The organism is Cohnella terricola, assembly GCF_007786475.1.
GTDB classification, from domain to species: domain Bacteria; phylum Bacillota; class Bacilli; order Paenibacillales; family Paenibacillaceae; genus Cohnella; species Cohnella terricola.
The window spans coordinates 201,353-223,371 of the sequence record NZ_VNJJ01000004.1; the positions used below are offsets into that span (position 1 = coordinate 201,353).

Annotated in this window: 24 protein-coding genes; 3 read left to right on the plus strand and 21 right to left on the minus strand. The window is 53.2% G+C overall.

Annotation, left to right across the window (positions count from 1 at the left end):
- Positions 1-12 precede the first annotated feature (12 nt).
- The 15 genes from FPZ45_RS08860 to FPZ45_RS08930 all read right to left on the minus strand — a co-directional run bounded on the left by FPZ45_RS08860 (position 13) and on the right by FPZ45_RS08930 (position 15,356).
- The gene (locus FPZ45_RS08860; protein WP_144700391.1) at positions 13-1,410 is read right to left on the minus strand and encodes a sugar phosphate nucleotidyltransferase; all 1,398 of its coding nucleotides are present in this window, start codon (positions 1,408-1,410) and stop codon (positions 13-15) included.
- Positions 1,411-1,436: 26 nt separating this feature from the next.
- Positions 1,437-2,396, minus strand: a complete 960-nt coding sequence (locus FPZ45_RS08865) for a polysaccharide pyruvyl transferase family protein (protein WP_425456999.1) — start codon at positions 2,394-2,396, stop codon at positions 1,437-1,439.
- A 16-nt stretch (positions 2,397-2,412) separates the two neighbouring features.
- The gene (locus tag FPZ45_RS08870; protein ID WP_144700395.1) at positions 2,413-3,777 is read right to left on the minus strand and encodes a lipopolysaccharide biosynthesis protein; all 1,365 of its coding nucleotides are present in this window, start codon (positions 3,775-3,777) and stop codon (positions 2,413-2,415) included.
- Between the two features lie 9 nt (positions 3,778-3,786).
- The gene (locus FPZ45_RS08875; RefSeq protein WP_144700397.1) at positions 3,787-4,686 is read right to left on the minus strand and encodes a glycosyltransferase family 2 protein; all 900 of its coding nucleotides are present in this window, start codon (positions 4,684-4,686) and stop codon (positions 3,787-3,789) included.
- 3 nt (positions 4,687-4,689) lie between these two features.
- Positions 4,690-5,721 carry a glycosyltransferase family 4 protein gene (locus FPZ45_RS08880; RefSeq protein ID WP_144700399.1) on the minus strand — a complete coding sequence of 344 codons (1,032 nt, stop codon included), beginning with the start codon at positions 5,719-5,721 and terminating at the stop codon, positions 4,690-4,692.
- A complete protein-coding gene (locus FPZ45_RS08885) occupies positions 5,718-6,845 on the minus strand; it encodes a glycosyltransferase (protein WP_144700401.1) in 1,128 nt (375 codons plus the stop codon). Before FPZ45_RS08885 ends, FPZ45_RS08880 begins: the two co-directional genes overlap by 4 nt.
- Complete coding sequence (locus tag FPZ45_RS08890; protein WP_144700403.1) at positions 6,832-8,016, minus strand: glycosyltransferase family 4 protein; 1,185 nt, start codon at positions 8,014-8,016, stop codon at positions 6,832-6,834. Before FPZ45_RS08890 ends, FPZ45_RS08885 begins: the two co-directional genes overlap by 14 nt.
- Positions 8,016-9,368: a hypothetical protein gene (locus FPZ45_RS08895; RefSeq protein WP_144700405.1), complete on the minus strand. Its 1,353-nt coding sequence runs from the start codon at positions 9,366-9,368 to the stop codon at positions 8,016-8,018. Before FPZ45_RS08895 ends, FPZ45_RS08890 begins: the two co-directional genes overlap by 1 nt.
- Positions 9,361-10,476: a glycosyltransferase gene (locus FPZ45_RS08900; protein WP_144700407.1), complete on the minus strand. Its 1,116-nt coding sequence runs from the start codon at positions 10,474-10,476 to the stop codon at positions 9,361-9,363. Before FPZ45_RS08900 ends, FPZ45_RS08895 begins: the two co-directional genes overlap by 8 nt.
- Before the next feature lie 20 nt (positions 10,477-10,496).
- Positions 10,497-11,201, minus strand: coding sequence for a sugar transferase (locus tag FPZ45_RS08905; protein WP_144700409.1), 705 nt, complete (start codon positions 11,199-11,201; stop codon positions 10,497-10,499).
- Positions 11,198-12,106, minus strand: coding sequence for a UTP--glucose-1-phosphate uridylyltransferase GalU (galU, locus tag FPZ45_RS08910; protein WP_144700411.1), 909 nt, complete (start codon positions 12,104-12,106; stop codon positions 11,198-11,200). Before galU ends, FPZ45_RS08905 begins: the two co-directional genes overlap by 4 nt.
- 225 nt (positions 12,107-12,331) lie before the next feature.
- Positions 12,332-13,024: a CpsD/CapB family tyrosine-protein kinase gene (locus FPZ45_RS08915; RefSeq protein ID WP_144700413.1), complete on the minus strand. Its 693-nt coding sequence runs from the start codon at positions 13,022-13,024 to the stop codon at positions 12,332-12,334.
- Positions 13,005-13,757: a YveK family protein gene (locus FPZ45_RS08920; RefSeq protein ID WP_144700415.1), complete on the minus strand. Its 753-nt coding sequence runs from the start codon at positions 13,755-13,757 to the stop codon at positions 13,005-13,007. The genes FPZ45_RS08915 and FPZ45_RS08920 overlap by 20 nt, the downstream gene beginning before the upstream one ends.
- Positions 13,758-13,871: 114 nt before the next feature.
- The gene (locus FPZ45_RS08925) at positions 13,872-14,159 is read right to left on the minus strand and encodes a hypothetical protein (protein WP_144700417.1); all 288 of its coding nucleotides are present in this window, start codon (positions 14,157-14,159) and stop codon (positions 13,872-13,874) included.
- A 405-nt stretch (positions 14,160-14,564) separates the two neighbouring features.
- Positions 14,565-15,356 carry a tyrosine-protein phosphatase gene (locus FPZ45_RS08930; protein ID WP_144700419.1) on the minus strand — a complete coding sequence of 264 codons (792 nt, stop codon included), beginning with the start codon at positions 15,354-15,356 and terminating at the stop codon, positions 14,565-14,567.
- A gap of 140 nt (positions 15,357-15,496) precedes the next feature.
- Between FPZ45_RS08930 and FPZ45_RS08935 the strand changes: the two genes are divergently transcribed.
- Complete coding sequence (locus FPZ45_RS08935; RefSeq protein WP_144700421.1) at positions 15,497-15,904, plus strand: hypothetical protein; 408 nt, start codon at positions 15,497-15,499, stop codon at positions 15,902-15,904.
- On the opposite strand, the gene FPZ45_RS08940 is transcribed toward FPZ45_RS08935, so the two are convergent.
- The 6 genes from FPZ45_RS08940 to FPZ45_RS08965 all read right to left on the minus strand — a co-directional run bounded on the left by FPZ45_RS08940 (position 15,871) and on the right by FPZ45_RS08965 (position 20,354).
- A complete protein-coding gene (locus tag FPZ45_RS08940) occupies positions 15,871-16,044 on the minus strand; it encodes a DUF4309 domain-containing protein (RefSeq protein WP_246120386.1) in 174 nt (57 codons plus the stop codon). The two genes, FPZ45_RS08935 and FPZ45_RS08940, sit on opposite strands and share 34 nt — an antisense overlap.
- A 61-nt stretch (positions 16,045-16,105) precedes the next feature.
- A complete protein-coding gene (locus tag FPZ45_RS08945) occupies positions 16,106-17,371 on the minus strand; it encodes an ABC transporter permease (RefSeq protein WP_144700425.1) in 1,266 nt (421 codons plus the stop codon).
- Positions 17,364-18,269, minus strand: coding sequence for an ABC transporter ATP-binding protein (locus tag FPZ45_RS08950; RefSeq protein ID WP_144700427.1), 906 nt, complete (start codon positions 18,267-18,269; stop codon positions 17,364-17,366). The genes FPZ45_RS08945 and FPZ45_RS08950 overlap by 8 nt, the downstream gene beginning before the upstream one ends.
- Positions 18,266-19,189, minus strand: coding sequence for an ABC transporter ATP-binding protein (locus FPZ45_RS08955; protein ID WP_246120387.1), 924 nt, complete (start codon positions 19,187-19,189; stop codon positions 18,266-18,268). The genes FPZ45_RS08950 and FPZ45_RS08955 overlap by 4 nt, the downstream gene beginning before the upstream one ends.
- The gene (locus tag FPZ45_RS08960; protein ID WP_144700429.1) at positions 19,186-19,593 is read right to left on the minus strand and encodes a GntR family transcriptional regulator; all 408 of its coding nucleotides are present in this window, start codon (positions 19,591-19,593) and stop codon (positions 19,186-19,188) included. The genes FPZ45_RS08955 and FPZ45_RS08960 overlap by 4 nt, the downstream gene beginning before the upstream one ends.
- Before the next feature lie 29 nt (positions 19,594-19,622).
- Positions 19,623-20,354, minus strand: coding sequence for a hypothetical protein (locus tag FPZ45_RS08965; RefSeq protein WP_144700431.1), 732 nt, complete (start codon positions 20,352-20,354; stop codon positions 19,623-19,625).
- A gap of 203 nt (positions 20,355-20,557) precedes the next feature.
- Between FPZ45_RS08965 and FPZ45_RS08970 the strand changes: the two genes are divergently transcribed.
- Positions 20,558-20,974: a RidA family protein gene (locus FPZ45_RS08970; RefSeq protein WP_144700433.1), complete on the plus strand. Its 417-nt coding sequence runs from the start codon at positions 20,558-20,560 to the stop codon at positions 20,972-20,974.
- A gap of 106 nt (positions 20,975-21,080) precedes the next feature.
- Positions 21,081-22,019, plus strand: coding sequence for an RluA family pseudouridine synthase (locus tag FPZ45_RS08975; protein ID WP_144700435.1), 939 nt, complete (start codon positions 21,081-21,083; stop codon positions 22,017-22,019).

Genomic DNA, 22,019 nt, shown 5'->3' on the forward strand with positions numbered 1-22,019 from the left:
TCCCCCCTTGTATCAGAAGCTGGCTATCGCTCCGCCGGAGCTTTTCCGGCAGATTTCCATAATTTCATCCCAATCGAAGGCGAGCCTGACGATGTCCTCTTCCACGAGTTCCGTTCCGGTCTGCACTTCGATGATGTCCATCTCCGTCTCCGCCATGAGGCTATGCCTGCTGTCCTTGGCGATGACGACTACGTCTCCCGCCTCGACTGCCAAGCGCCTGCCGTCCAGCGCCATCACTCCGCGACCGGAGACGATCGTCCATACTTCATCCCGCAGTTGATGGTACTGATAGCTCAGATTGCGGCCCGGCACGACGCGAATTCGTTTCGTCAGCACTTCCTTCCCGTTCGGATATTTCATGTAATCGAGCACGCGATAACGTCCCCAACGCCGCTCCTCATACATCGGACGCTGCTCCGAGTGCTTCATCACGTCTTTAATCATCGGACTTGCCGCTTTGTCCGACACGAGAATACCGTCCGGACTCGCCGCGACGACCACGCCCGACAGGTTCAGCAGCGTAATCGGAATCTCGAGCTCGTTGATGACGTGCGTATCTTGCGACTCTCCGGCGATAATACCTTTGCCGATTAACGGTGTCGCGATCTCCTCCGTCAGCGTGTTCCAAGTTCCGAGATCCTTCCAGGATCCCGCGTAAGGAAGCGCCACGATGCGATTGGATTTCTCCACGATCTCGTAGTCGAAGCTGGTCTTCGGCAACTTGCCGTATTGCTTCGACATCTCGTCGAACTGAATCGGAAAATTGTAGGAGATCAAAATATTGATCAGAAAATCCAGCTTAAACGCGAAAACCCCGCAGTTCCAAAGCGCGGCCTGCTCGATCAAGAGGGCGGCTTCTTCCTCGCGGGGTTTTTCCTTAAAGCTATGCACGCCCACGAAAGACGCTCCGTCCAACCCGTCCCGATCCGGGACGATATAGCCGTATTTCTCGGAGGGATGCGAAGGTTTGACACCCATAAGTGCCAGATCGGCGCCGGATTCGTCCAGCACCCGCTCCAGCTCCTTGATCTTATGGAAGAACGATTCGTCCACATAGGGGTCTACCGGCATCACGACGACGGTCTCGTTCAAGCCGACGCCTTGCACCGAATACAAATAAGCGACCGCAAGTGCGATCGCCGGGAACGTATCTCTTCTCGTCGGTTCGACGATGATCTCGGCCTCGCTTCCGAGTTGGCCGTGAATCGTCTCTACCTGAGATCTGCCGGTGGCAATATAAGTATGTTCGCGCAATCCGGCGCCTGCGAGCTGTCTCCATACCCGTTGCAGCATTGACTCCCGCTCTCCGGCGGAATTGCTCAGCACTTTCAGAAATTGCTTGGAACGCGAGTCGTTGGACAGCGGCCACAGGCGTTTGCCCGAACCGCCCGACAGCAGCACGATTTTCATAGGAATTCCTCCTTTGCCGTAGGCAGTCAGCCGATATGCATCACGTTCGCAGCTTGCGACGGTTCATCTTTCCGCCCGACTAGCCGGGCGGATTGGATACCGCTCGTCCAGGTTTGATAGTAGTTGGAATTTTTGCCGTACGAATTATCGAGCAGCGTATTCGGCTTGTCCATTAAGCAGGACAGAATATGGCCGTGAAGCCTGGACGTATGCACGGTCCGATATTCGCCGAAACGTTCGATCGCCTTATTCACCAAATAATCACTGTATTTGGCCCAGATCGTTTGCATCGGCAGTACCCCGCTTCCTCCCGACATCATTCTGCCGATCACGCCGATCGCTTTTTTCTCGACCTTGTTGTACAAGTTGCCCCAATCCAGATCGTCGCCGCCTTCCGCCCCCTCAAGCCGATCCTGCTCGTTTGTTTTCTCGATATCCGTTCGCAGAAAACGGAGCAAGCTTTTGTCCGGGGCGCTTCTGGAACGGATCGGCCAGAGCTGGTGAGCCATGTCCGGCGATAAATAGACGGAGCAGCGGAGAAACATCCGCGTCGCCATCTCGTAAGAAACCGGATCCCGCACGAAGAGGTGAAGATCGTTATGTTTGTTGAAAATATGCGCCGTTCGCTCGAACTCCGATTCTTTCTTGTAAAATATCGTCTGCGGCAGGATCACGATCCGGTTACTGGGATAGCTGGCGACGATTTTCTCGCGCAGCTTCTGATGAACCGGATACAGATCCCCGAAGTTCCCCCCGCCCTGCAGGACGATGATCCGATTCAGAGGGATCGTCAGCCGATCGGGAAAATCAAGGACGCTGTAGCGCGAGCAAACGCGAATGTTGTTGTCCCTGAAGAACGCCTCCGCGCCTTTCATAATCAATAGATCTCCGCCGTTGTTGTACACCGGGTAATCGATATAGTCGATGCTCGAGCCCGGCGGGATCGCTTGCAGGATTTGACGGAGCCGCTCTTTCAGCGTCTCCATCGGATGAACGTTCGGTTCAGTCTGCACTTGCATGGGCTCCTTTGCGATGGACTTTGTTTTTAATGCGTTCAATCAGGAAACCGAAATCTCCGGCGTCGAACAGCAAACTTCTCAACCTTGCCCGGAATACGACCCTCATCGCGGCCAGCGTCACCGCCAGGCGAATGACGGCACCGATCAATAGAGCAAGCGCGATTCCGTTCAACCCGTACGCCGGCGTCAGAGCGATGATCAGCCCGATCGTCGCCGCGAGGGCGATGATCTGCCGAATGAGCACAAGCCCCGGCCGCCCCATCGCGTTAAACGAGGAGGCCAGAATCCATGACCCTCCTCCAAGGATGCATTCAATAGAAAGGAGGTAGAACGTTCCGCTCGCTTCGAGGAACGGCGTACCGAACAGAATGCCCAGCAGGAAACGCCCGATAAACATGCTTGGGATCGCGACGACCCCCATTAGAAGCATGGATAGCCGGAACGCCCGGCCGACCGTTGCGAGAACGGCTTCCTTCTCCATGCCGGCGACTTTCGGAAAGATGACGCTGGTGATCGCCGTCTGCACCGCATTGAATACGCGGGACAGCGCGTAAACGACCGTGTACAAGCCTAACTCCCTCGCGCTCAGCATCGACAGGATGACGATTTTATCGAATTGTCCGTATAACGTGCCGAGCAGCTCCACCCCGAATACTTTACTGCCGTATCCGAACAGGGCCTTGGCCGCAAGCCGGTTTCCAGCCCCCTTGAACCAGTCGATCCGAAGCTCTTCCCGAATGCCGTATAAGCACCAGCCGATAACCAGCACGCTTGTCGTTAGGAATACCAACGCGGCGTCTCGAAGGCTGAGACTGCCTGTTGCCCACAGTAGAATTAAGCCGGCCAAGTTCAACAACGGGATATACAGTCGAACGCCGTTATATAGGTTGAATCTGCCCGTGCTTTGCGCCAGCGCCGAGACGAGATTCACCATAAGCAGAACCGGAAGCATCGATACTGTATACCATTTCGCGATATGGACGACTTGTTCCGGATAATTGCCCAGCCAAGCCGGCATCCAGGTCCAAGCCACGATTCCCGTCAGCAGGCTGACCGGAATCTGGAACAGGAAACCTGCTCTGACGTAATCTCCGCCGCTGCCTATGTTCCGCTTCATGTTATAGATAAGCGAGGTTGGCAGCCCAAATCCGACCAATCCGGCAAGCAGCGTCGGCCAGAAAATAATCGCCGAGAACTCTCCTTTGCCGGCGACGCCGAACATGCGGGCGGTGACGATCGAGGTCAGCGTAGCGATAACCATCACCGATAGATTCGTCGCGCTCGTACGAACAATCGCCTGAACAAGCCCGGTTCTTTTCCGCACCCGATGAATGGCGATCTGTGCCATAACTTCCCGTCAACTCCTGCCGCTGTATCGCAGGACGCCGACAAGCGAGCCGTTGCGGTAACAAATGGTCACGATCTGCTTCATGAATGCCCTGAAATGAAAGATGGAAAGCAGCGACAGGACGAGCGCCTGCGCGATGCGAACCGAATGTTTCGCGGCGGCGACCGGGCTCTTGTCCCGCCGCTTTACCGCGTCGCTTACCCCCTGCCAGAAAATCCGCCTGAGGAACCATCTTCGGGTCGTTCGTTCTTTGGCGATCTTATGACGCACCTGCGCGAACGGCGTATAGTAGACTTTATAGCTTGCGCGCAGTCTCGCGACCAGCTCGCTTTCTTCGCTCGACAGCAGGTTGCCGCCGACGCGTCCCAAATCCTCGCGGAACGGCCGAATCGTGCCGAACACGCTTGTCCGGAACGCAATATTCGCTCCGTAAGGAATCGCGGGTGCGGGCATCTCCGTCACGCTGTCCGAATAATCGAGAATGGTGAACACGCCGCGGTTCTCTTCCGGTACCCACTTCGGTTCTCCCGCTTCCCAGATCGGATCGATCTTGCCGCCGACGCAGCCGATCTCTTCGTCGCTCTCGAACACGTCCACAATATGACGGACCCAATCTCTCGAAGCCAGCGCATCGTCATCCAGAAAAAGAATGTATTCGCCTCGAGCCTCCCGGATCGCCCTGTTGCGCGCCGCCGACAGCCCCAGCCTGGTTTCGAAAACGTAGCTCACCCTCGAGCCATGCTGCCGTTTTAGCCCGTTCACGACTCGCGCCGTATCGTCCGTCGACCGGTTGTCGATCACGACGATCTCGAGCTCGTCCGGATCGAAGTTCTGGGCAAGCACGCTCTCGATCGCCTCTTTCGTATCCTTGGCCCGGTTATGGGTGCAGATCGCCACCGTCGCCTTCATCGTTCATCCCCTTCCTTCATACGCGTATTTGGTTTTTCGCGCGATTCCGTTCCAATTCAATTCCTTTAACGCCCGATCGTACTCGGTCGCCGTTGGTCTATTGATTTTGTCCGTCACCGCCTTCATCGCTTTCGCGAGTCCGTGCTTGTCGCACGGGTCGTACTTCGCGACCATCCCGTCCCGAAAATATTCGTCGATGAAGTCATTGTCCGGCATAACAATCGGCTTTCGGAACGATAACCCGAGAATCGCGGAGCCCGAGGTCGTGATCTCCTCGTAAGGCATGACGAGCGCATCGGCGGCGTTCATCAGATCGGCAATCTCTCCATCCGGAATAAAGCGCAAATCCACCACGATATTCGCGCCGTCCTCAATGCTCCGCAGATAGGTTTCCATCTCCTGATCCGCCTTGCCCGCGATAATCAGGAAGGTCCGATCCGTCTTGATCGCATTAAATGCGGCGACTAAATTTTGCACGCCTTTGTATGCTTTGATCGCGCCGAGAAACAGATAGACGTCCGCATCCTCGCCGATGCCGTAACGTCGTCTGCAATCGAGCCCTTTCGGCTTGTACACCCCGACGTAATGCCCGTGCTTCACGACGATCAGCTTCCTTGCCGGGACGTCGAATTCCGCCATCACCTTCCGTTTGATCGATTCGGATGCGACGATCAGACGATGGCAGAAACGGCAGATCAGCGTCCGCATGAATCGCTCTGCCCGACGATATTTCGTTGCGTGCGGGTACAGGTTGTGAACCGTCCAGACGAGCCGTACTCCGGCCAGCTTCAAATAGATCAATGTCAGCGTGAAAATGAACGATTTCACGATAAACGCCGCAGGATTTCGGCCCTGGTATGCATGATGCATCCAGTGGACGTGAACGATGTCTCCTCGCCGCGCCCGACCTACCCCGAGCATCAGCTTGCCGTGCTTCAAGTCCCGAACTTCGACTCCCTCGTCTCCCAGCGATTCAGATAATAGATCGTTGTATGCATTGAAATCGCTCGATTTCGGCCACATCCATACTTTCATTGCTTTACTCCCATTACCGGTTCGGCCTGATAAGCACGCATCAAGTCGTAGGCGTCCTCAACATGGCGGGCGATCGCGTTCATGTTGAAGTTGTTCAGGACACCTGTATACCCTTGATTGGACAGTTCCTCGTAATCTACCGATTTGTCGTAGAACCGGGCAATCGTGCTGCAGAGTTCCTCTGCGTCACCGTCTTTTACGATAAACCCGCCGTGTGCGCGGCGAACGATCTCTGGCGCCCCGCCGGAATCGGCCACAACGACCGGGGTATGCGCGAGCATCGATTCGATAATGACCCTGCCGAACGGTTCGTTGAGCGAGAAGTTGATCGTCAGATCGCACTCCTTCATCAGCTCGAGCGGTTTGTCGCTGTATCCGTGAAACACCACTTGATGCTCTAGACCGTATTCGGCGACTTTGCCGTTCATCTCCTGCAAATATTGTTCCGACCCGTCGACCGACGTATCTCCGACGATAAGCAGCTTCCAGGATCTCCTCCCGCTATCGGTCAACCTCTTCGCCGCTTCGATCGCAAGATGATATCTTTTCCACTCCACGATCCTTCCGAACATCCCGATGACGAGCGTACCGTCCTGCATAAAAGCGCGGTTTTTCCCAGGCGCAACCGAATCCGGATCTACTCCGTTGTAGATGACCGTCTTGTTGTCTCCACGGATCGAATTCGCCACGAACTGCGAGATGCAGATGACCTGATCGAAAAAACGGGGCAGCACGCGGTTGAACATGCCCGACTGCGAATAATCCCGGTGGTGCCATACGAGCTTGCAATCGGTCAAGTACTTGAGCGGCGCCGCATACCAGGGAGCGCGCCAGCCGTTCGCGTGGATAATATCGATTTGTTTGTTCTTCGCGAATGCTTTGATCCTCAAGACAGTCTCCAAGTACCCGAAACCGACTTTCTTCTTGATGCTGTTCAGACGAAGCGGAAAATGCTCGTATTCCGCCTTGATCTCGTGCAAATAGGACGTGTTGGCTGGGCTTAATAAATAAATCCGGTACTTGGACGCGTCCAAATGATTCATGAGATGAATCAGGCTTTGTTCCGCTCCTCCCTTTTTATCCGAGTGGGTCACGAACATGACGTTGATTTTACCCTTGTCCATTCACAGCACCTGCTTCGATTGATGAACTGGCGGGCATCGCATGAATAAACGCTTGCAGCGCCGCTTTATGGTCGTAATGCTTCCGGATGTAACGTTGCGACGATTCCAGAAGCGCTCTGGCTCTTAGCGGGTCGTCGAATAGCTGCTTGATGCTGCGGCGGAATTCCTTCGGCTGATCGGCAACAAGAATATGCTCGTTGTCGATGAGTCCAGTTCCCTCGCAACCGATTGACGTCGATACGACGGGTAGACCGTTCTGAATCGCTTCGATCGTCTTGAGCTTCACGCCCGCGCCGTTGCGCATCGGATTGACGAATACATACCCGCTTTCATAGATGTCGTCCAGGCTCTCGGGCGTGTCGTGCACGACGACGCGCGTCAGATCGTACGGTTCGAGCCAGCTTAAGCTCGTCTTCCTGCTGTTGCCCGCGACGATGAACCGGTAACCCGGGTCTTCGAGCATCGACGGATGGATATGCTCCAGGTACCATTCGATCGCTTCCCGATTGTTCGGCATGAACAGCGAACCGATAAATACGACGTTCTTGCGTTGGAACCCGCTTGTTCCGAACTCGGCTTTGGTGACCGGAGGCGGCAGGAACAGGCTGTTCGCCCGCGGATTACGCTTGCGGAAGCTTTCGAATTCCTTGCTCGAGATAAACAGATAGTGGGCTATTCTCTTGAGCATTTTCTTCCAAAGCCACGCGAATTTTACGCTTTCCATTCGGTAATACAGTTTGTGAAGCACGCTGCGGGCGCTTCTGGCGAGCGCTTTAAAGTAAGCGGCCTCGTCGTTATGAACGCGCAGAATGGCATCGACACGATCGAGCCTCGGATTATCCAAGACCGGATATACGTAATCGCCCTCGAGCAGAACGTAATCGTAATCCTCGTCGACGTCGACGCGCCGCAGCTCCGATCTCGATCGGACTTGCATCGGGACGACGCTCAGAACATCCGTCAGCCTGTTCTTTCTCTCGCATAGCTTAATGTCGTCGACGAAGGCATACACGGCTCTCATGTCCGCTTCGGACGGCATATGCTTACCGCATACGAGAAGATGGACTTTCCAGCCGAGCTCGGCCAGCGCCATCACCCTGCCCCACGTATCCACTCTGGCGCCATGATCGGCGGGATACGGAAAATCGCTGCATACGACAAGTATTTTCATCAAGCTACCCTCGGTATATTGGATTGGTGGTCAGTCTCGTTACGGCCTAAGAAGAGGCTGATGAAGGCAAAAAGCAGCCAAACCTCGTACTTGATCTCAAGCGCGATAAAGAGCAAGGAAAACAAAATAAAAATGAGAGCCAGAAACAGAATGATGCTGGAGTTCGCTTTGGCGATCAGATTTTTGGCAAGCAGGTAGAAAAACACGACCGAGAAGACACCGCCGAACATCACCCATTGGAAGAAGCCCGATTTGACGCCCAGGTTTTTCGTCGTGTCCGAGTATTTCAGCAGTTCCCCGGCGTTTATCTGGCTGATGCCGAACGTATCGTAATAAAACCGCGACATCATGCTGACGGCATCGTTCAAATAACGATCGAAATAGACCAAATAGGCACCCGTGCCGACTCCGAGCGGATGGTGAAAGACGGTGGCGAGCGCGATAATGATCGTCCCCATTCGCGTATAGGACGAAGTATAGTTCTCGATATCGTTATTAAACGAGCTCAACAACCCCGCCGCGAAGTAAGCGATGAACATATACATGGCCAGAACGACGGCGAGAAGAATGACGAAGTTTCTCTTTTTTCTGAAATCCATGAATTTAACCATTGTCACGACCAGCGTCAGCAAACTGACGATCAGAAACCCTTTCGAGCCCGTCACGAACAAATAAAACAGAAAAAACGCGCCCGCGTAGACTACGGACAGCGTCTTGGCCGCGCCGCTCAAATAACGCGACAAGTAGACCAATATCGCCGTGTATACGACGACGATCGATCCGGTCGTGCTGCTCTCCGAGGTGAGCAGCCTTACCCTCCAATAGGGATGGCTGCCGGAATGCAACGAGGCGAGTGCGTTCGGAATGCTCGCGAGCTCCACGGCCATAATGCCCGCCAGAAGCGTCACCGCGGCGAGAAAGCAGCCGTACAGTGCTTTGAAGCTGCCGATCTTCGCGAGCACAAGCTGCACGTGCCTGATGTAGAACAGAATTAAAATAAAGTAAATCAGCACCTTGACCGCTTTGCCGAGCAGGTTCTCATCCCCGAAGCTGTAGCTTCCGTGCAGAAATTGCAAGAGAAGGTAAGCCAAGCTGATAAAGCTCAAATAAAGGATGAACATGAACAAATATTTCTGCAGCTTCGACGCGTGTATGACTTTCTTGTATTTAGCCAGCATCGCGATCTCGCAAAATACGAATAAAGGGAAAAGCAAGATCATCGGCGATCTCCCGATCTCCCCGATGACGTTGACCAAGGGAAAATCCTGATAAACGGTCAGCGCCAACAGCATGCAGAGATAAAGCCCCAGAAAAAAGCGCGGTTTATCTCCCTTTACGGCTAATCTAGACATACTCGTTAACCGTGGCGGAATATCGGGATTTCGTTATTTTCGCGGCAGCCTCATACAAATGCTCGATCTGCTCGTTCATGTCGTCCGAATGAAATCGGTCGCGGAAAATCTTTTCCCCCGACTGCCCCATCGCGTTCAGTACGCTTCTGTCCAGCGACCGGATAATGCCGGCCAATTCCTCCTTGTTGTCGAAATCAAAAATATACCCGTTGACGCCATCGTGGATAATTTCCGGCAACGCTCCCCGATTGCTCGCGATGACCGGTTTCTTGTTACGCAGCGCCTCGATCGCGACGATGCCGAAGCCCTCCCATCGCGACGGGACGATAACCGCATCGCATGCCTTCATGTAACGATCGATGTCCGCGTGGTCTACCCAGCCAATCTTGATGGCATTATCCGGATAATGGTACTCGACGTCCTTCAATACGGTATCGCCGACCAAATACAAATCGACGTTCGCAAACTGATGCTTGTTGAACACGTCCAGCAGCAGATCGAAGCCCTTTTGCCGGTCGAATCGTCCGACGAATAGAAGGTTGATTTTCTCTTTGTTGACTGGCAGCGGCGCCCCCTCGGAGAGAGTGGCGTCCGACACTCCGTTGTACACGATGACCGACTTGTCACGCGGCAGCCCGTATTGCATCGCCATCTCGTATTCGTATTTTGAAATGTGGATCACGTAATCCGTTCGCAGCGACAACGCCTTCTCCACCCACGCATAGATCTTTCTTTTCCACGACTGCGTGTCCATGAGAAAAGCCCATCCGTGCGAACAATAGATCACGACTGGCCTCCGCCTGCGGAAAAAAAACAACGTCCGCAGGAAAACTCCCGCGAACGTGCCGTGAACGTGAATAATGTCCGGATCGATTTCCTTAACCGTCTTGCGGATCGCTTTTATCGCTTTGAGAAAATAACTCGGCTTTCTTTGGTACGGATACATGATTAGCCGGTCTGAACGGATATGCAGCGAATCCCGGTTGGAATTCCGATCGGCCACCATCAGATAAAGATCGTGATTTTCCGATTGGCGCTTCAATACTTCGTTCAGATGGGTTTCGATGCCGCCCTTCGTAAACTCCGACAAATGCAATATTCTCGCCATGTTCTCGCCTCCGAATCTAGTTAGAACGCATCCTTGGCGCTTACGACGGTTTTGAACGTTTTGAACATGATTTTGATATCGAACCAGATGCCTCTCTTCTCGATATAAGCCATGTCCAATTCGACCATTTGTTTGAAACACAGATTATTTCTGCCGCTGACCTGCCATAACCCCGTGCAACCCGGCGTCACGGACAGCCGCTTCTTGTCGTGTGTCGTATACGCCTTGACTTCCCTTTCGAGCGGGGGTCTGGGACCGACGAGAGACATTTCTCCTCTAAGAACATTTAATAATTGCGGCAATTCGTCGATGCTTGTCTTCCGAATATACTTGCCGACTTTCGTAATGCGCGGATCATCCTTGATCTTGAACATCGCCCCATCGATCTCATTTCGGGCGAGCAGTTCCTTGAGCCTCTTTTCCGCATCCGTCGACATGGAGCGGAATTTGTACATCCGAAACGGCTTCTCGTCCTTTCCGACTCTCGTCTGGCGGAATAGAACGGGTCCCTTCGGGTCCTCCGCCTTGATCAGAATCGCGACAAGAATAAGTAGCGGACTTAATAGAATCAATCCGGCCGATGCCCCGATCAGATCCATGGCGCGTTTCGTGATCGAATAGGCGGTCGCGTCCCCGCGCGTTCGCGGGCGCTCCGCCGTATTCGAACCGTATTCCGTAACGCCGAGGACCGGTACCCACTCATCCTGACGTTGCGGAGAATTCATAATCGATCCCCCCCGCCTACCATTAATTGTTGGACTAGCTCGCGTTCCATAATTTCGCCTAGCTCGGCGACAAGTTGATGTCTAAGCTCGTTGTTGCGCAGCGCGAAATCGATCGTCGTCATAATAAAGCCCAGCTTCTCTCCCACGTCGTAACGGGTGCCTTGGAAATCATATGCGTACACGCCTTGCGACTCGTTCAGCTTCTGGATCGCGTCCGTGAGCTGGATTTCTCCGCCCGCGCCGAGCTCGTGCCTTTCCAAATATTCAAAGATTTCGGGCGTCAGCACGTAACGGCCCATAATCGCCAGATTGGAAGGCGCCTGGCCTACGGGAGGTTTCTCGACGAACCGATTGACCTGGTACAGATTGCCTGTTCTCTCCCCCGGATCGACAATGCCGTATCGGTGGGTCTGATTCACGCACACGGTCTGAACCCCGATGACCGATCGGCCTGTTCGCTCGTATTGCTCGATGAGCTGCCTCGTGCATGGCACTTCGGCTTCCACGATATCGTCTCCGAGCAGAACGGCGAACGGCTCGTTGCCGATGAAGTTCCGTGCGCACCAGACGGCATGTCCCAGCCCTTTCGCTTCTTTCTGGCGAATGTAATGAAGATTCACGTGCGAAGATTTTCTGACCTTCTCCAACGTGTCGAGTTTGCCTTTTTCCTCCAAAATATGTTCCAGTTCGAACGCGATGTCGAAATGATCCTCGATCGCGCGCTTGCCTTTACCGGTAACGACGATGATGTCTTCGACACCCGATTCGATGGCCTCTTCCACGATGTACTGAATCGTCGGCTTATCGACGATAGGAAGCATCTCTTTCGGCATTGCTTTCGTAGCCGGCAAAAAACGGGTTCCGAGTCCGGCGGCAGGAATAATGGCTTTGGTCACTTTTTTCATCTGCTGTTCACCCTATCCTGTAATTTTTATTTGCCTTGTAACGGATGCTAAATTCATGCCAAATAACCCTTCCTTACATGGGCATCTAACCCGTCCTCACGTCATCCCATCGACGATTCACGTCTAAGGTCGGCTGACCCACAGCATGACCGAGTGCCTCCGGTGATAAAGGTTCAGGAGGCATCACCTTAACATCGCCTTCTTCCGGCGAGCGGGAAGTTGGCGCTATGCTTCGTTACTTACTCCGTAATAATAGGAATAAGTATCCGAATGCTTGCGGTCGATTTTGTTCAGAACGACGCCGAGCAGTCTGGCGTTCACATGGTCCAGCAGCGCCTTCGCTTTCTGCGCGATTTCTTTCTTCACTTTGCCCGAGTCGATGACGAGTACGACTCCGTCGCTCTGGGTCGCCACGATCTGGGCATCCGTGACGGACATGATCGGCGGCGTATCGATAATGATCACGTCGTACAATTCCCGGGTTGACGCGAGCAGCGACGACATCGTCTTGGACGATAGCAGCTCGGACGGGTTGGGCGGCGTCGGACCCGCATGGATCACAGAGAGGTTGTCCGTTCCGGTACTTTGGATAACGCTCGTTAGCTCCTGCGGATTAAACAATGCCGTCGTTAAGCCTTTGCGGTTGGATTTGCCGAAAATATGATGCTGCGAAGGTTTCCGCAGATCGGCGTCGATCAGCAATACCTTTTTGTCCGCTTGGGCGAACGCGACGGCCAGATTGGCGCACGTGGTGCTCTTGCCTTCGCTTGGCTTGGACGAGGTCACCATGAGCACTTGCAGTTTCTGGTCGATTGTCGAAAATTCGATGTTCGTACGCAGCATCCGATAGCCCTCGGAGATCGGCGATTTCGGATTGTTCTCCGTGATCAGACTCCAATTAGGAATCGAACGAGACATGGCTTTCCCTCCCGACCTTTGGCTTTAACGAAGCAGGATTGTCCCGCTTCGCGTCGTTCTTCTCGAACTTCGGAATGGACGTCAGCACCGGAACCCCCAGCAGCGTCTCAATGTCTTCTTCCGACTTGATCGTGTCGTCCAGATAATCCAGCAAGAAAGCTAGGCCGACCCCCGCCATTAAAGCCAGCAGGAACGCAACGGCAACGTTCATCTTCGGATTAGGCGCTACCGGACCGCGAGCCTCCTGCGGATCGGCGGTATCCAGAATGGATACGTTATCCACCTTCATCAGCTCGGGGACCGCTTTTTGAAAAACGACCGCGACGGCATTGGCGATATTCGCCGCATTCTCATAAGATTCATCCTTGACGGAGATGGACATGACCTGGGTTTCGTTAACCGAGCTAACGCTAACCTTGCGGATCAACTGGCCGTGTGTCACTTGAAGATTCGGATACTCCTCGACGACTTCTTTCATGATCCGCGGTGTTCTGATGATTTCTTTGTACGTTTTAATCAAACCGATCGTAGAGTTGATAGAACCGACGTCTATGCTGGGAAGAAGCGAGCTGCTGTCCTTATACTGGATGACGATCAGTTTAGCCGAAGCTTCGTACTGCGGCTTGACGAAGTAGGACGAATAGATACCGACGGTCAGGCAGCATACCGCGACGAGCAACACAATCAGTAGCAACCTTCTTTTGACAATGGTCCAATATTGTTTCAGTTCCAAATCGTTTCCCCCGTTTCTGGATAAGTCACCATCTCGCCCAACCCTAAAATTATTCCAATGGAATAATAAAATTTAAATTGTTATTCAAAACGAGAACTTTTGGGCATAAAAAAATCATAACTGTCTCCCTTTCATAAAATCGTCGACTGTTCCGCCGTTCACGATGTACTCCATCATATCTTCGGAACCCGCTTCAAATCCCTTTTTCTTCAGCAGCAACGATACCAGTTCGGCTACGTCGATCGGTTCATTCCGAGGACGATAATCCGCATACTTCATAAAGTCGGACAACGAGCTCGATTCCATCCGCTCGTCCGGATTGAGGAGTCCGGGATCCTTGGATAGCATTTTCAAGAATTGCTTCAGCCTTGCTTGCTTCCGCTCCCGGATCGATTCGTCCATCTTTCAAGTCCTCCAATCATCAAGGCATTCGTTCGGCAGGCTTGAGGCGACTTGACTATCATGCTTCCTCTTTGGCTTCTAGTATGACACATCCATTGGAAATTCTTGAGGGAATAAAGACACAGTGACGCTTAGACAATACTGCTCATTTTAATAACGATTTCCATAAGTACAGACGCCTAATTCGGTTGAACGTCCGCAACCCCAATTCACCGGTTTAAACGCCAAAAGCGGAATGAAAGCGGAAACATAAGTTGCCGCTTCATTCCGCCTTCGGACTCATTCCCGAATCGTCTTCCCGACTCTCTCTTTCCTACAATTCAAAGGATTCGGGGTGCATTACTGCAATTATTAATGATGTAAGATTAGAGAATCAGGAAGCCGATGAAGGGACTATCCGACTAGTCAAAACGTTTTTTTCCGAAAATAGGACAACAAACGCCGCACTCCTCCCGGAGGAGAAGTCGCGATTGCGGGTCTCTCGCCGAAAGAATGATTCTCGATCACGCATCGCGCGTTGTCCATATACCAGGTTTCCCATTCCTCTCCCAGACGATCGCGTATGGTGCCGTAAGCTTCGCGCAGGCGGAATCCTCTGCGCTGCGGATGATGCGCGTCCGATGAGACGAGATGAATGAGACCTTGTGCGCATAGCGACCAGGCCGTCCGCTCGACGCCTCTTCCAAAACCTCCAAGCAACGAATGGGTCGTCACTTGCGCATAAGCTCCTTCCTCCAGCAATTCGGAGAGCCGCTCCGGATGTTCGGCGATCTCCGCGTTGCGTTCGGGGTGGGCAATAATCGGCTTCAACTTCAACATATTCAGCTCATGTATCAACTCGCCCATCCCCTTTGGGATACGGGAGGAGGGAAGTTCGATCAACATATAATCGGAACCGGCCAGTGTCAGCAATTCCTTCTGATCCCAAGCGTCCAGCAGTCCGTCATGAACCCGGATCTCTTGTCCCGGCCGGATCGTGATGTTCAGGCCTGCGGCCGTCAGCCGTTCGTTAGCCTGAAGAACAACCGCCTCGACTTCTGCCGCCGGATTGAGATACCTTCCGTTGGCATGATGCGGCGTAGCGATCAACACCGTAATCCCTTCGGCCGCCGCCGCTCGCGCCATCTCGATCGTAAGCTCCCAACTCACCGCGCCGTCGTCCACTCCCGGTAAAATATGCGTATGAATATCGATCATCTTGATCTCACTTCCTAGCGCATTTATTATAGTTTCGGTTGCCTCCACTATACAGACGGGAGTTTAAAGAAGTCAAATCGGTCCGGATCGGCCGTTCGGACATCGCTCCTGTCATTGTCGCTTTTTACGACAATAGGAGGGTGCTGCGCGGGGTTGGCCTCGCCATTGTCGCTTTTTACGACAATAGGAGGGTGCTGCACGGGGTTGGCCTCGCCATTGTCGCTTTTTACGACAATGGGAGGGGGCTGCGCGGGGTTGGCCTCGCCATTGTCGCTTTTTACGACAATGGGAGGGTGCTGCGCGGAATTGGCCTCGCCATTGTCACTTTTTACGACAATGGGAGGGGACTGCGCGTTCAACACGTCGGCGGACTGAATCGCGCATGCACGCTCGAAGGGCGTTTCTTATTTTCGATCATGCATTTTGCCGCCGTCATTTTCGCGAAGCAAACGAAAACGGCAAGGACGGTCGTCCCTGCCGTTTTCGTTAACATGCGAGCGCTAGACGCGCCATCTTATTTGCCCGCTCTTTTCGTCAGATTGATATAGTCGAGATGCGTGACGTCGTTAAAAATAAATGAGAGCGCGTAGTCTCCACGATTGTAGACCACCTTTTGCTGGGTAAGCTTGCCGTTCTTGATCGTCGAGGATGCACTCGGCTTGCCCCATTGAAGCTTGAGTATTTTCACCGTGATGCCGCCGATGTTCGTTTGCCGTTCGACGTTCGTGCCGGCCGTATCGATCGCTCCCTTACACTTTATAAGCTTTCATCGCTTTAACGATTTCTTTGATGGAAGGACGTTTGCCATACATCAGCACGCCCACGCGGTAGATCTTCGCGGAGATCCATCCGATCAATAGAGTCGAAGCGATCAGAATGCCGACGGACAGGGCGATCTCCCACCAAGCCGGCTCCGCGAGTCCGATCCGCAAGAACATGAGGAACGGCGAGAAAAACGGGATGTATTGGCACACGATCATTAACGTGCTATCCGGTTGGTTTAATCCGAACATCGCCACGTAGAAACCGACGAGCGTCAGCAGCGTAATCGGCATAACCGCTTGGCCCAGATCCTCCGTCCGGCTGACGATCGACCCAACCGCGGCGAACAACGTCGCGTAGAGGAAGAAGCCGGCCAAGAAGAAGAACACCGCGAAGACGAGCAACTTTGGATCTATCGTACTCAAGTCGACGCCGAAGTTCTTCAGGATGTCCGCATTCTGCGGCATCGTGAGATTGGCGACCAAAGCGCCGATCAGGACAGCGATTTGGATGACGGCCACGATAAACGTCCCTAGAATCTTACCCCACATTTGCTTCAGCGGGGATACGCTGGTCACGATGATCTCCATGACGCGCGAGCTCTTCTCGGCCGTGATCTCGGTCGCAATCAACTGCCCCGTAATCATGACCGACATGAATAACAGAATAATCATGACGTAGGTGAGACCGATGGCCATTCCCTGCTCTTCTTCGGTCTTGCCCTTCTCGTTCGCGAAGCTGACTTTCTCGGTCATGAGCTTCACAGGCGCGAACAGCTGCGCTCTTTGCTCATCCGACAAGCCGACGTCCTTGATCACCAGATCCGTCTTGACCTGTTGCAGCGCTGCCGTCAACGACGATGCGGTCCCGCCTTCGAACGCGCTCTTCGAATGATAAGTCGCTTGGGGGAAACCGCCGGCATTGGCTTCCGCGAACGATAAGTATCCGTTAATATCCCCGGCTTCAAGCGCGCTTTTCAACTCTCCTTCGGAAGCGATGGAGACCAACTCGACGCCCGGTTCAGGGAGCTTAGCGTAATATTCTTTCAGTCCTTCGACGATCGTCGCTTGCTGCCCTTGAGCGAAGCCGACCTTTGTGATCTTGTCGCCACCGCCGAGCTTATCGATCAGATAAGGCAAGTTGCCCGCCACGACGAGCAATAGCGCGAGCACAATCGTCATGATGATAAAGGATTTGCTGCGCAGCTTGTTGCGCATCGTAAAGATCATTACCGTCCATAAGCTGTTATTCATGGCTCTCACCTACCGTTTTGATGAAGATTTCGTTAAGCGTCGGTTCCAGCACTTCAAAGCGGTTCACCGGCCCTTGAACTAAAGCATGCTTTAGAATGCTTTGGCCGACCTCAGGCGAATCGACCCTCAGCTCGTAACCGCCGTGCTCATGCGTGACGACCCGCTGAACGCCAGGAATCGTATCCAATCCCTCGATTTTCCCTTCCGCAGCGACAATGACTCTTTCTTTCGGGAATTTCGTTTTGATATCCTTGATGCTTCCTTGCAGAACCGGATTCGATTTATGCATGATCGTGATGTTGCGGCATAGCTCTTCAACGTGCTCCATTCGGTGGGTTGAGAACACGATACTCGTGCCCCCGTCGCGAAGCTCCTTGACCGTTGTCTTCAATAGTTCCACGTTTACCGGGTCGAGCCCGCTGAACGCTTCGTCGAGAATAAGTATTTTCGGATTATGGATAACGGCCGCGATAAACTGGATTTTCTGTTGGTTTCCTTTGGACAGCTCTTCGACCTTCTTGTTGTAATATTCCGGCACCTGGAACTTCTCCAGCCAGCGTTTCAGGTTCTGGTCTGCGTCCTTGCGGGACATTCCGCGCAATTGGGCCAGATAAAGGATCTGATCGCTCACCTTGATCTTCGGGTACATCCCCCGTTCTTCGGGCAAGTATCCCAGCATGCTCAGTTGCTCCTTGCTATACGGCTTGCCAAGGTAACGAATGTCACCCGCATCCGGCAGAATGAGTCCCAGGATCATGCGCATCGTCGTCGTTTTGCCCGCGCCGTTGGCGCCGAGCAGACCGTAAATTTCCCCTGCCGCCACCTCGAAGCTGAGGCCGCTCACGGCCGTTTTGTCGCCGTAGTTTTTAATTATTTTGTCAACTTGAAGTGAATTCATCGTCTTGCTTCCTCCTTCCGGATTAAACAGCTAAGTATATCTTCCAATTCCATGCGCTGGACGGCCAACACCTGGAATCCGTTCTCTTCGCAATACGCTTCTCCTTGCTCGGGATCGTTGACCTCTAGTCGGTATAGGCCCGGCCCCGCTTCCGCCAAGCCTTGAAAACCCGGCGTCCTCTGCAGCAATTCCATTCCGCCCTTCTGGGCATAGTCGCTTTGCACGACGATCGTTCTCCAATCGTCCAGCAACTGGTCTTTCTCGTACAAGCCAAGAACGCGTCCGCGATAAATAAAGAGAATGTAGTCCGCGAGTCTTTTGATTTCATCCATTATATGAGTCGCGAGGACAAGCGTTCGATCGCCGGGTTCCATATAACGCTGAAGCTCTTCGATCATTGTTTTCCAAGCGAACGGGTCAAGCCCCGAAGAAGGTTCGTCGAGCATGAGAAGCTCCGGATCATGAGCCATCGCGATCGCGAGCTCGGCTTTGCGGCGCATCCCTTTGGACATCTTGGACAGCTTGATTCCGCCTTCGACGTCGAAATGCCTGAGCAGCTTGCGGTATCTCTCCCAATCCCAGCCCGGATACCAATGCGAAGCGAACTTTGCCTTCTCGTCAGCGGTGAACGGGTTGTCGTGCATGTGCGGATTCTCCGCAAGAAAACCGATCTTATTCTTATAGCTTTCGTCCCGATTACCGTTCAAGCGAGTCCCGAGCACCTCGATCTGGCCTGCCGAAATCGGCTCAAGCCCGAGAAGCGCCCGGAACAGCGTGCTCTTCCCCGAACCGTTCGGACCTACGATCGCCGTCACCATCCCTCGGGGAATGCCGCATTCGATCGGGCCAAGCGAGAACCGTTCGTGCTCCAGCTTGACGCCTCGCAAGGAGACCGAATAATCCATACCCGTTGCCGTCATGTCGATACCCCTCCCCAATGCTCCGATTTCCTCTTCATCACTTGCCGGAACGCCTTCTCTATCTCCTCCGGCGTACATTGCAGTTGGAGGGCAGCATCCACGGCCCGTTCAAGCTCTTCCGCCGCGCGCTCCAGCCTATGTTCGTCTCTGGCGACGGCTTCGACGCCGGCCACGAACGTTCCCGTGCCCTGCCTGGTGCGTATCAAGCCTTCGTTCTCCAGATCCTGATACACCCGTCTTACCGTAATCGCGCTGCATTTCAACGACACTGCCAATTCGCGTATTGAAGGAAGCAACGTTCCTTCCTTCAGTTGTCCTCCAAGGATAAGCCCGCGAAGCTGCACCTCGATCTGGTGATAGAGCGGTTCCGGGCGCTGTTCATCAATTCGTATAGGCAGCCACACAAGCTCACCTCACTTTCACGTGTCTTTTCTTAAAACGTCAGCGATCTTGTGCGTATGCGGTTGACCGTTGTGCGATGGGCGACCCAGATCGCGATCGCAGCCACCAGAGTCATACCGGCGATCAGCGCCCCTCCATAACCTCTTTCGATCACTCCGAGCACTTCCTGAAACAGGTATATTCCGTTCAAAGTGAATACAACCGAGAGGATAGCCGTAACGGCAATATAACCGAAATAGAACAAGCAATATATTTTGCCGCTGAACCCGAGTTCGGCCCATACATAAAACGAAACAGCCGCAAATGAGTAACAGATCCAAACCAAACCGTTCTCCGCCCATTGAACGGGACTAACCGTCTCCCGCAAAAAAGGCGCGAGCGAGTACTGCAGCAGCATAAACACCGTTCCGATGATTGGAATCCCGACAAAGCTTTGGAGCAGCCTCGCCTTGACGATGGAAGCGACCGGGATCGGCATCGCGCGCCAGAGCGCCAGCCTCTTCGAATAAGTATCGTCGCGCCACATCCCCCAAGCGGACTTGTTCATCATAAGGCCGAAAGTCGGAAACATCGTGAGATACATCCAATCGAGCACCCCGTACAAAGCTCGCGGGACCCCCTCTTCTCCTCTCAGCAGCGAATCGACCGTAAAGCTGCTCATCGTCCCCAAGTAACAGGCAAACAGCAGCGTTAGCAGCATCGCGAACCGTTCCCGTCTCCATAAGTAGGCCCCGATATATTTTACGGCCTGCCGTTCGGTCATAAATGTTCCTCCCCCGAACACTGTTTATGTGTGTATATCCTTATACACACTATACAAGGTGAGTGCCATTTCGTCAACACCTTAGAGAAAATATTCCATTTTCCCAAAACTCGTGTACATTTCCGGCAGCTCCACTGACAGTAGCTGTCAGTGAAGTTACTTATAATAAAAAAATAATGCACGAATCATTAAGGAGGAGAACCATGTCATCTTTCAAAATGGAGCATAAAAATCCGGAAGGCTTATTTGTATCCAAAGCATTTAGTCAAGCGATTACCGTAAGCGGAAAGGCAAAAACCATTTATATAGGCGGACAAAATGCGATTAATTCAACAGGCGATCTCGTTGGACCAGGCGATTTGGAATTGCAGTCCAAACAGGCGCTACATAATATCGCATCGATTTTAGCTTCCGAAAATGCAAGCTTCGCTAATCTGGTTAAACTCAATATTTATTTAGTTAGCGGTAGCGACCCGCGTATCGGTTACAAAGCGTTCCAAGAGATAGCTGGTCCATTAGAACATCCGCCTTTGGTTACCGTTCTATTCGTTTCAGAATTTGCGCGTCCATCTTGTCTTCTTGAAATAGATGGAATCGCCGTCGTTGAGGATAGGGATTGAATACGAGCTTGAAGGGCCTTCCAATGGTAGTAATGCGATTGGAGGGCCTTTTAGGTTATAATGGATCTCATGGCAAACGACACGTGAAAGGAACGATAGATCCCCGATGAAAAAAGGAAATAAGCCGTCACGCCCCCGCGGCGGGGCTTTTAAACGGAGCCATACGCCTCCGAGACGATTTGAAGTGACTGAGGAAGGAGAACTGTTGCCTTTCTTGCTAAATAAGCTCGCTCCGCAAGGACGGAACACCGTCAAATCCATGCTGGCCCACGGGCAAGTCTCGGTCGACGACCGAACTGAGAAGCTCTATAATCATCCTCTTCGTCCCGGTCAGATCGTATCTGTGAGCAAGGAGCGTAGTTCCGCGGTTCCGCAACTCGTCGGCTTGCGAATTCTGCATGAAGACGATGCGGTGATCGTTGTTCACAAAGACGCCGGACTGCTGTCCATCGCGACCGAACGGGAAACCGAGCTTACCGCTTATCGCCAATTGACCGCGCACGTCCGGCTCGCCGATCCGCGCGCCCGCATCTTCGTTCTCCATCGTCTAGACCGCGAAACTTCCGGAGTCATGATGTTCGCCAAAAGCGAACAAGTCCAGAAAAAAATGCAGGACAACTGGAAGGATATCGTGAAGGAACGCACTTACGTCGCGCTCGTCGAAGGTTTGGTCAAGAAAGCGAGCGGTACGATATCGTCCTGGCTCAAGGAAACGTCTACTTTGAAAATGTACTCCAGTCCTGTACCCAACGATGGTCAACATGCGATCACGCATTATAAAGTACTGCGCGCGAGCCGAAACTATTCGCTGCTCGGGATCGAGCTCGAGACGGGCCGCAAAAATCAGATCCGCGTTCATATGCAGGATCTCGGACACCCGATCGCCGGAGACAAGAAATACGGCTCCAAGACGAAGCCTTTTAACCGACTCGGGCTGCACGCCCGCGTACTCGCGTTCGAACACCCAACGACCGGAAAGCAGTTGCGTTTCGAGACGGATATCCCGAAACCTTTCCTAAGCCAATTCAAAGACGAGGCGCAATAA

Bases quoted from the DNA above. Each gene is read 5' to 3' on its own strand.
- FPZ45_RS08860 (WP_144700391.1), bottom strand. From the start codon at position 1,410: ATGAAAATCGTGCTGCTGTCGGGCGGTTCGGGCAAACGCCTGTGGCCG.
- FPZ45_RS08865 (WP_425456999.1), bottom strand. From the start codon at position 2,396: ATGGAGACGCTGAAAGAGCGGCTCCGTCAAATCCTGCAAGCGATCCCG.
- FPZ45_RS08870 (WP_144700395.1), bottom strand. From the start codon at position 3,777: ATGGCACAGATCGCCATTCATCGGGTGCGGAAAAGAACCGGGCTTGTT.
- FPZ45_RS08875 (WP_144700397.1), bottom strand. From the start codon at position 4,686: ATGAAGGCGACGGTGGCGATCTGCACCCATAACCGGGCCAAGGATACG.
- FPZ45_RS08880 (WP_144700399.1), bottom strand. From the start codon at position 5,721: ATGAAAGTATGGATGTGGCCGAAATCGAGCGATTTCAATGCATACAAC.
- FPZ45_RS08885 (WP_144700401.1), bottom strand. From the start codon at position 6,845: ATGGACAAGGGTAAAATCAACGTCATGTTCGTGACCCACTCGGATAAA.
- FPZ45_RS08890 (WP_144700403.1), bottom strand. From the start codon at position 8,016: ATGAAAATACTTGTCGTATGCAGCGATTTTCCGTATCCCGCCGATCAT.
- FPZ45_RS08895 (WP_144700405.1), bottom strand. From the start codon at position 9,368: ATGTCTAGATTAGCCGTAAAGGGAGATAAACCGCGCTTTTTTCTGGGG.
- FPZ45_RS08900 (WP_144700407.1), bottom strand. From the start codon at position 10,476: ATGGCGAGAATATTGCATTTGTCGGAGTTTACGAAGGGCGGCATCGAA.
- FPZ45_RS08905 (WP_144700409.1), bottom strand. From the start codon at position 11,201: ATGAATTCTCCGCAACGTCAGGATGAGTGGGTACCGGTCCTCGGCGTT.
- galU (WP_144700411.1), bottom strand. From the start codon at position 12,106: ATGAAAAAAGTGACCAAAGCCATTATTCCTGCCGCCGGACTCGGAACC.
- FPZ45_RS08915 (WP_144700413.1), bottom strand. From the start codon at position 13,024: ATGTCTCGTTCGATTCCTAATTGGAGTCTGATCACGGAGAACAATCCG.
- FPZ45_RS08925 (WP_144700417.1), bottom strand. From the start codon at position 14,159: ATGGACGAATCGATCCGGGAGCGGAAGCAAGCAAGGCTGAAGCAATTC.
- FPZ45_RS08930 (WP_144700419.1), bottom strand. From the start codon at position 15,356: ATGATCGATATTCATACGCATATTTTACCGGGAGTGGACGACGGCGCG.
- FPZ45_RS08945 (WP_144700425.1), bottom strand. From the start codon at position 17,371: ATGAATAACAGCTTATGGACGGTAATGATCTTTACGATGCGCAACAAG.
- FPZ45_RS08950 (WP_144700427.1), bottom strand. From the start codon at position 18,269: ATGAATTCACTTCAAGTTGACAAAATAATTAAAAACTACGGCGACAAA.
- FPZ45_RS08955 (WP_246120387.1), bottom strand. From the start codon at position 19,189: ATGACGGCAACGGGTATGGATTATTCGGTCTCCTTGCGAGGCGTCAAG.
- FPZ45_RS08965 (WP_144700431.1), bottom strand. From the start codon at position 20,354: ATGACCGAACGGCAGGCCGTAAAATATATCGGGGCCTACTTATGGAGA.
- FPZ45_RS08970 (WP_144700433.1), top strand. From the start codon at position 20,558: ATGTCATCTTTCAAAATGGAGCATAAAAATCCGGAAGGCTTATTTGTA.
- FPZ45_RS08975 (WP_144700435.1), top strand. From the start codon at position 21,081: ATGAAAAAAGGAAATAAGCCGTCACGCCCCCGCGGCGGGGCTTTTAAA.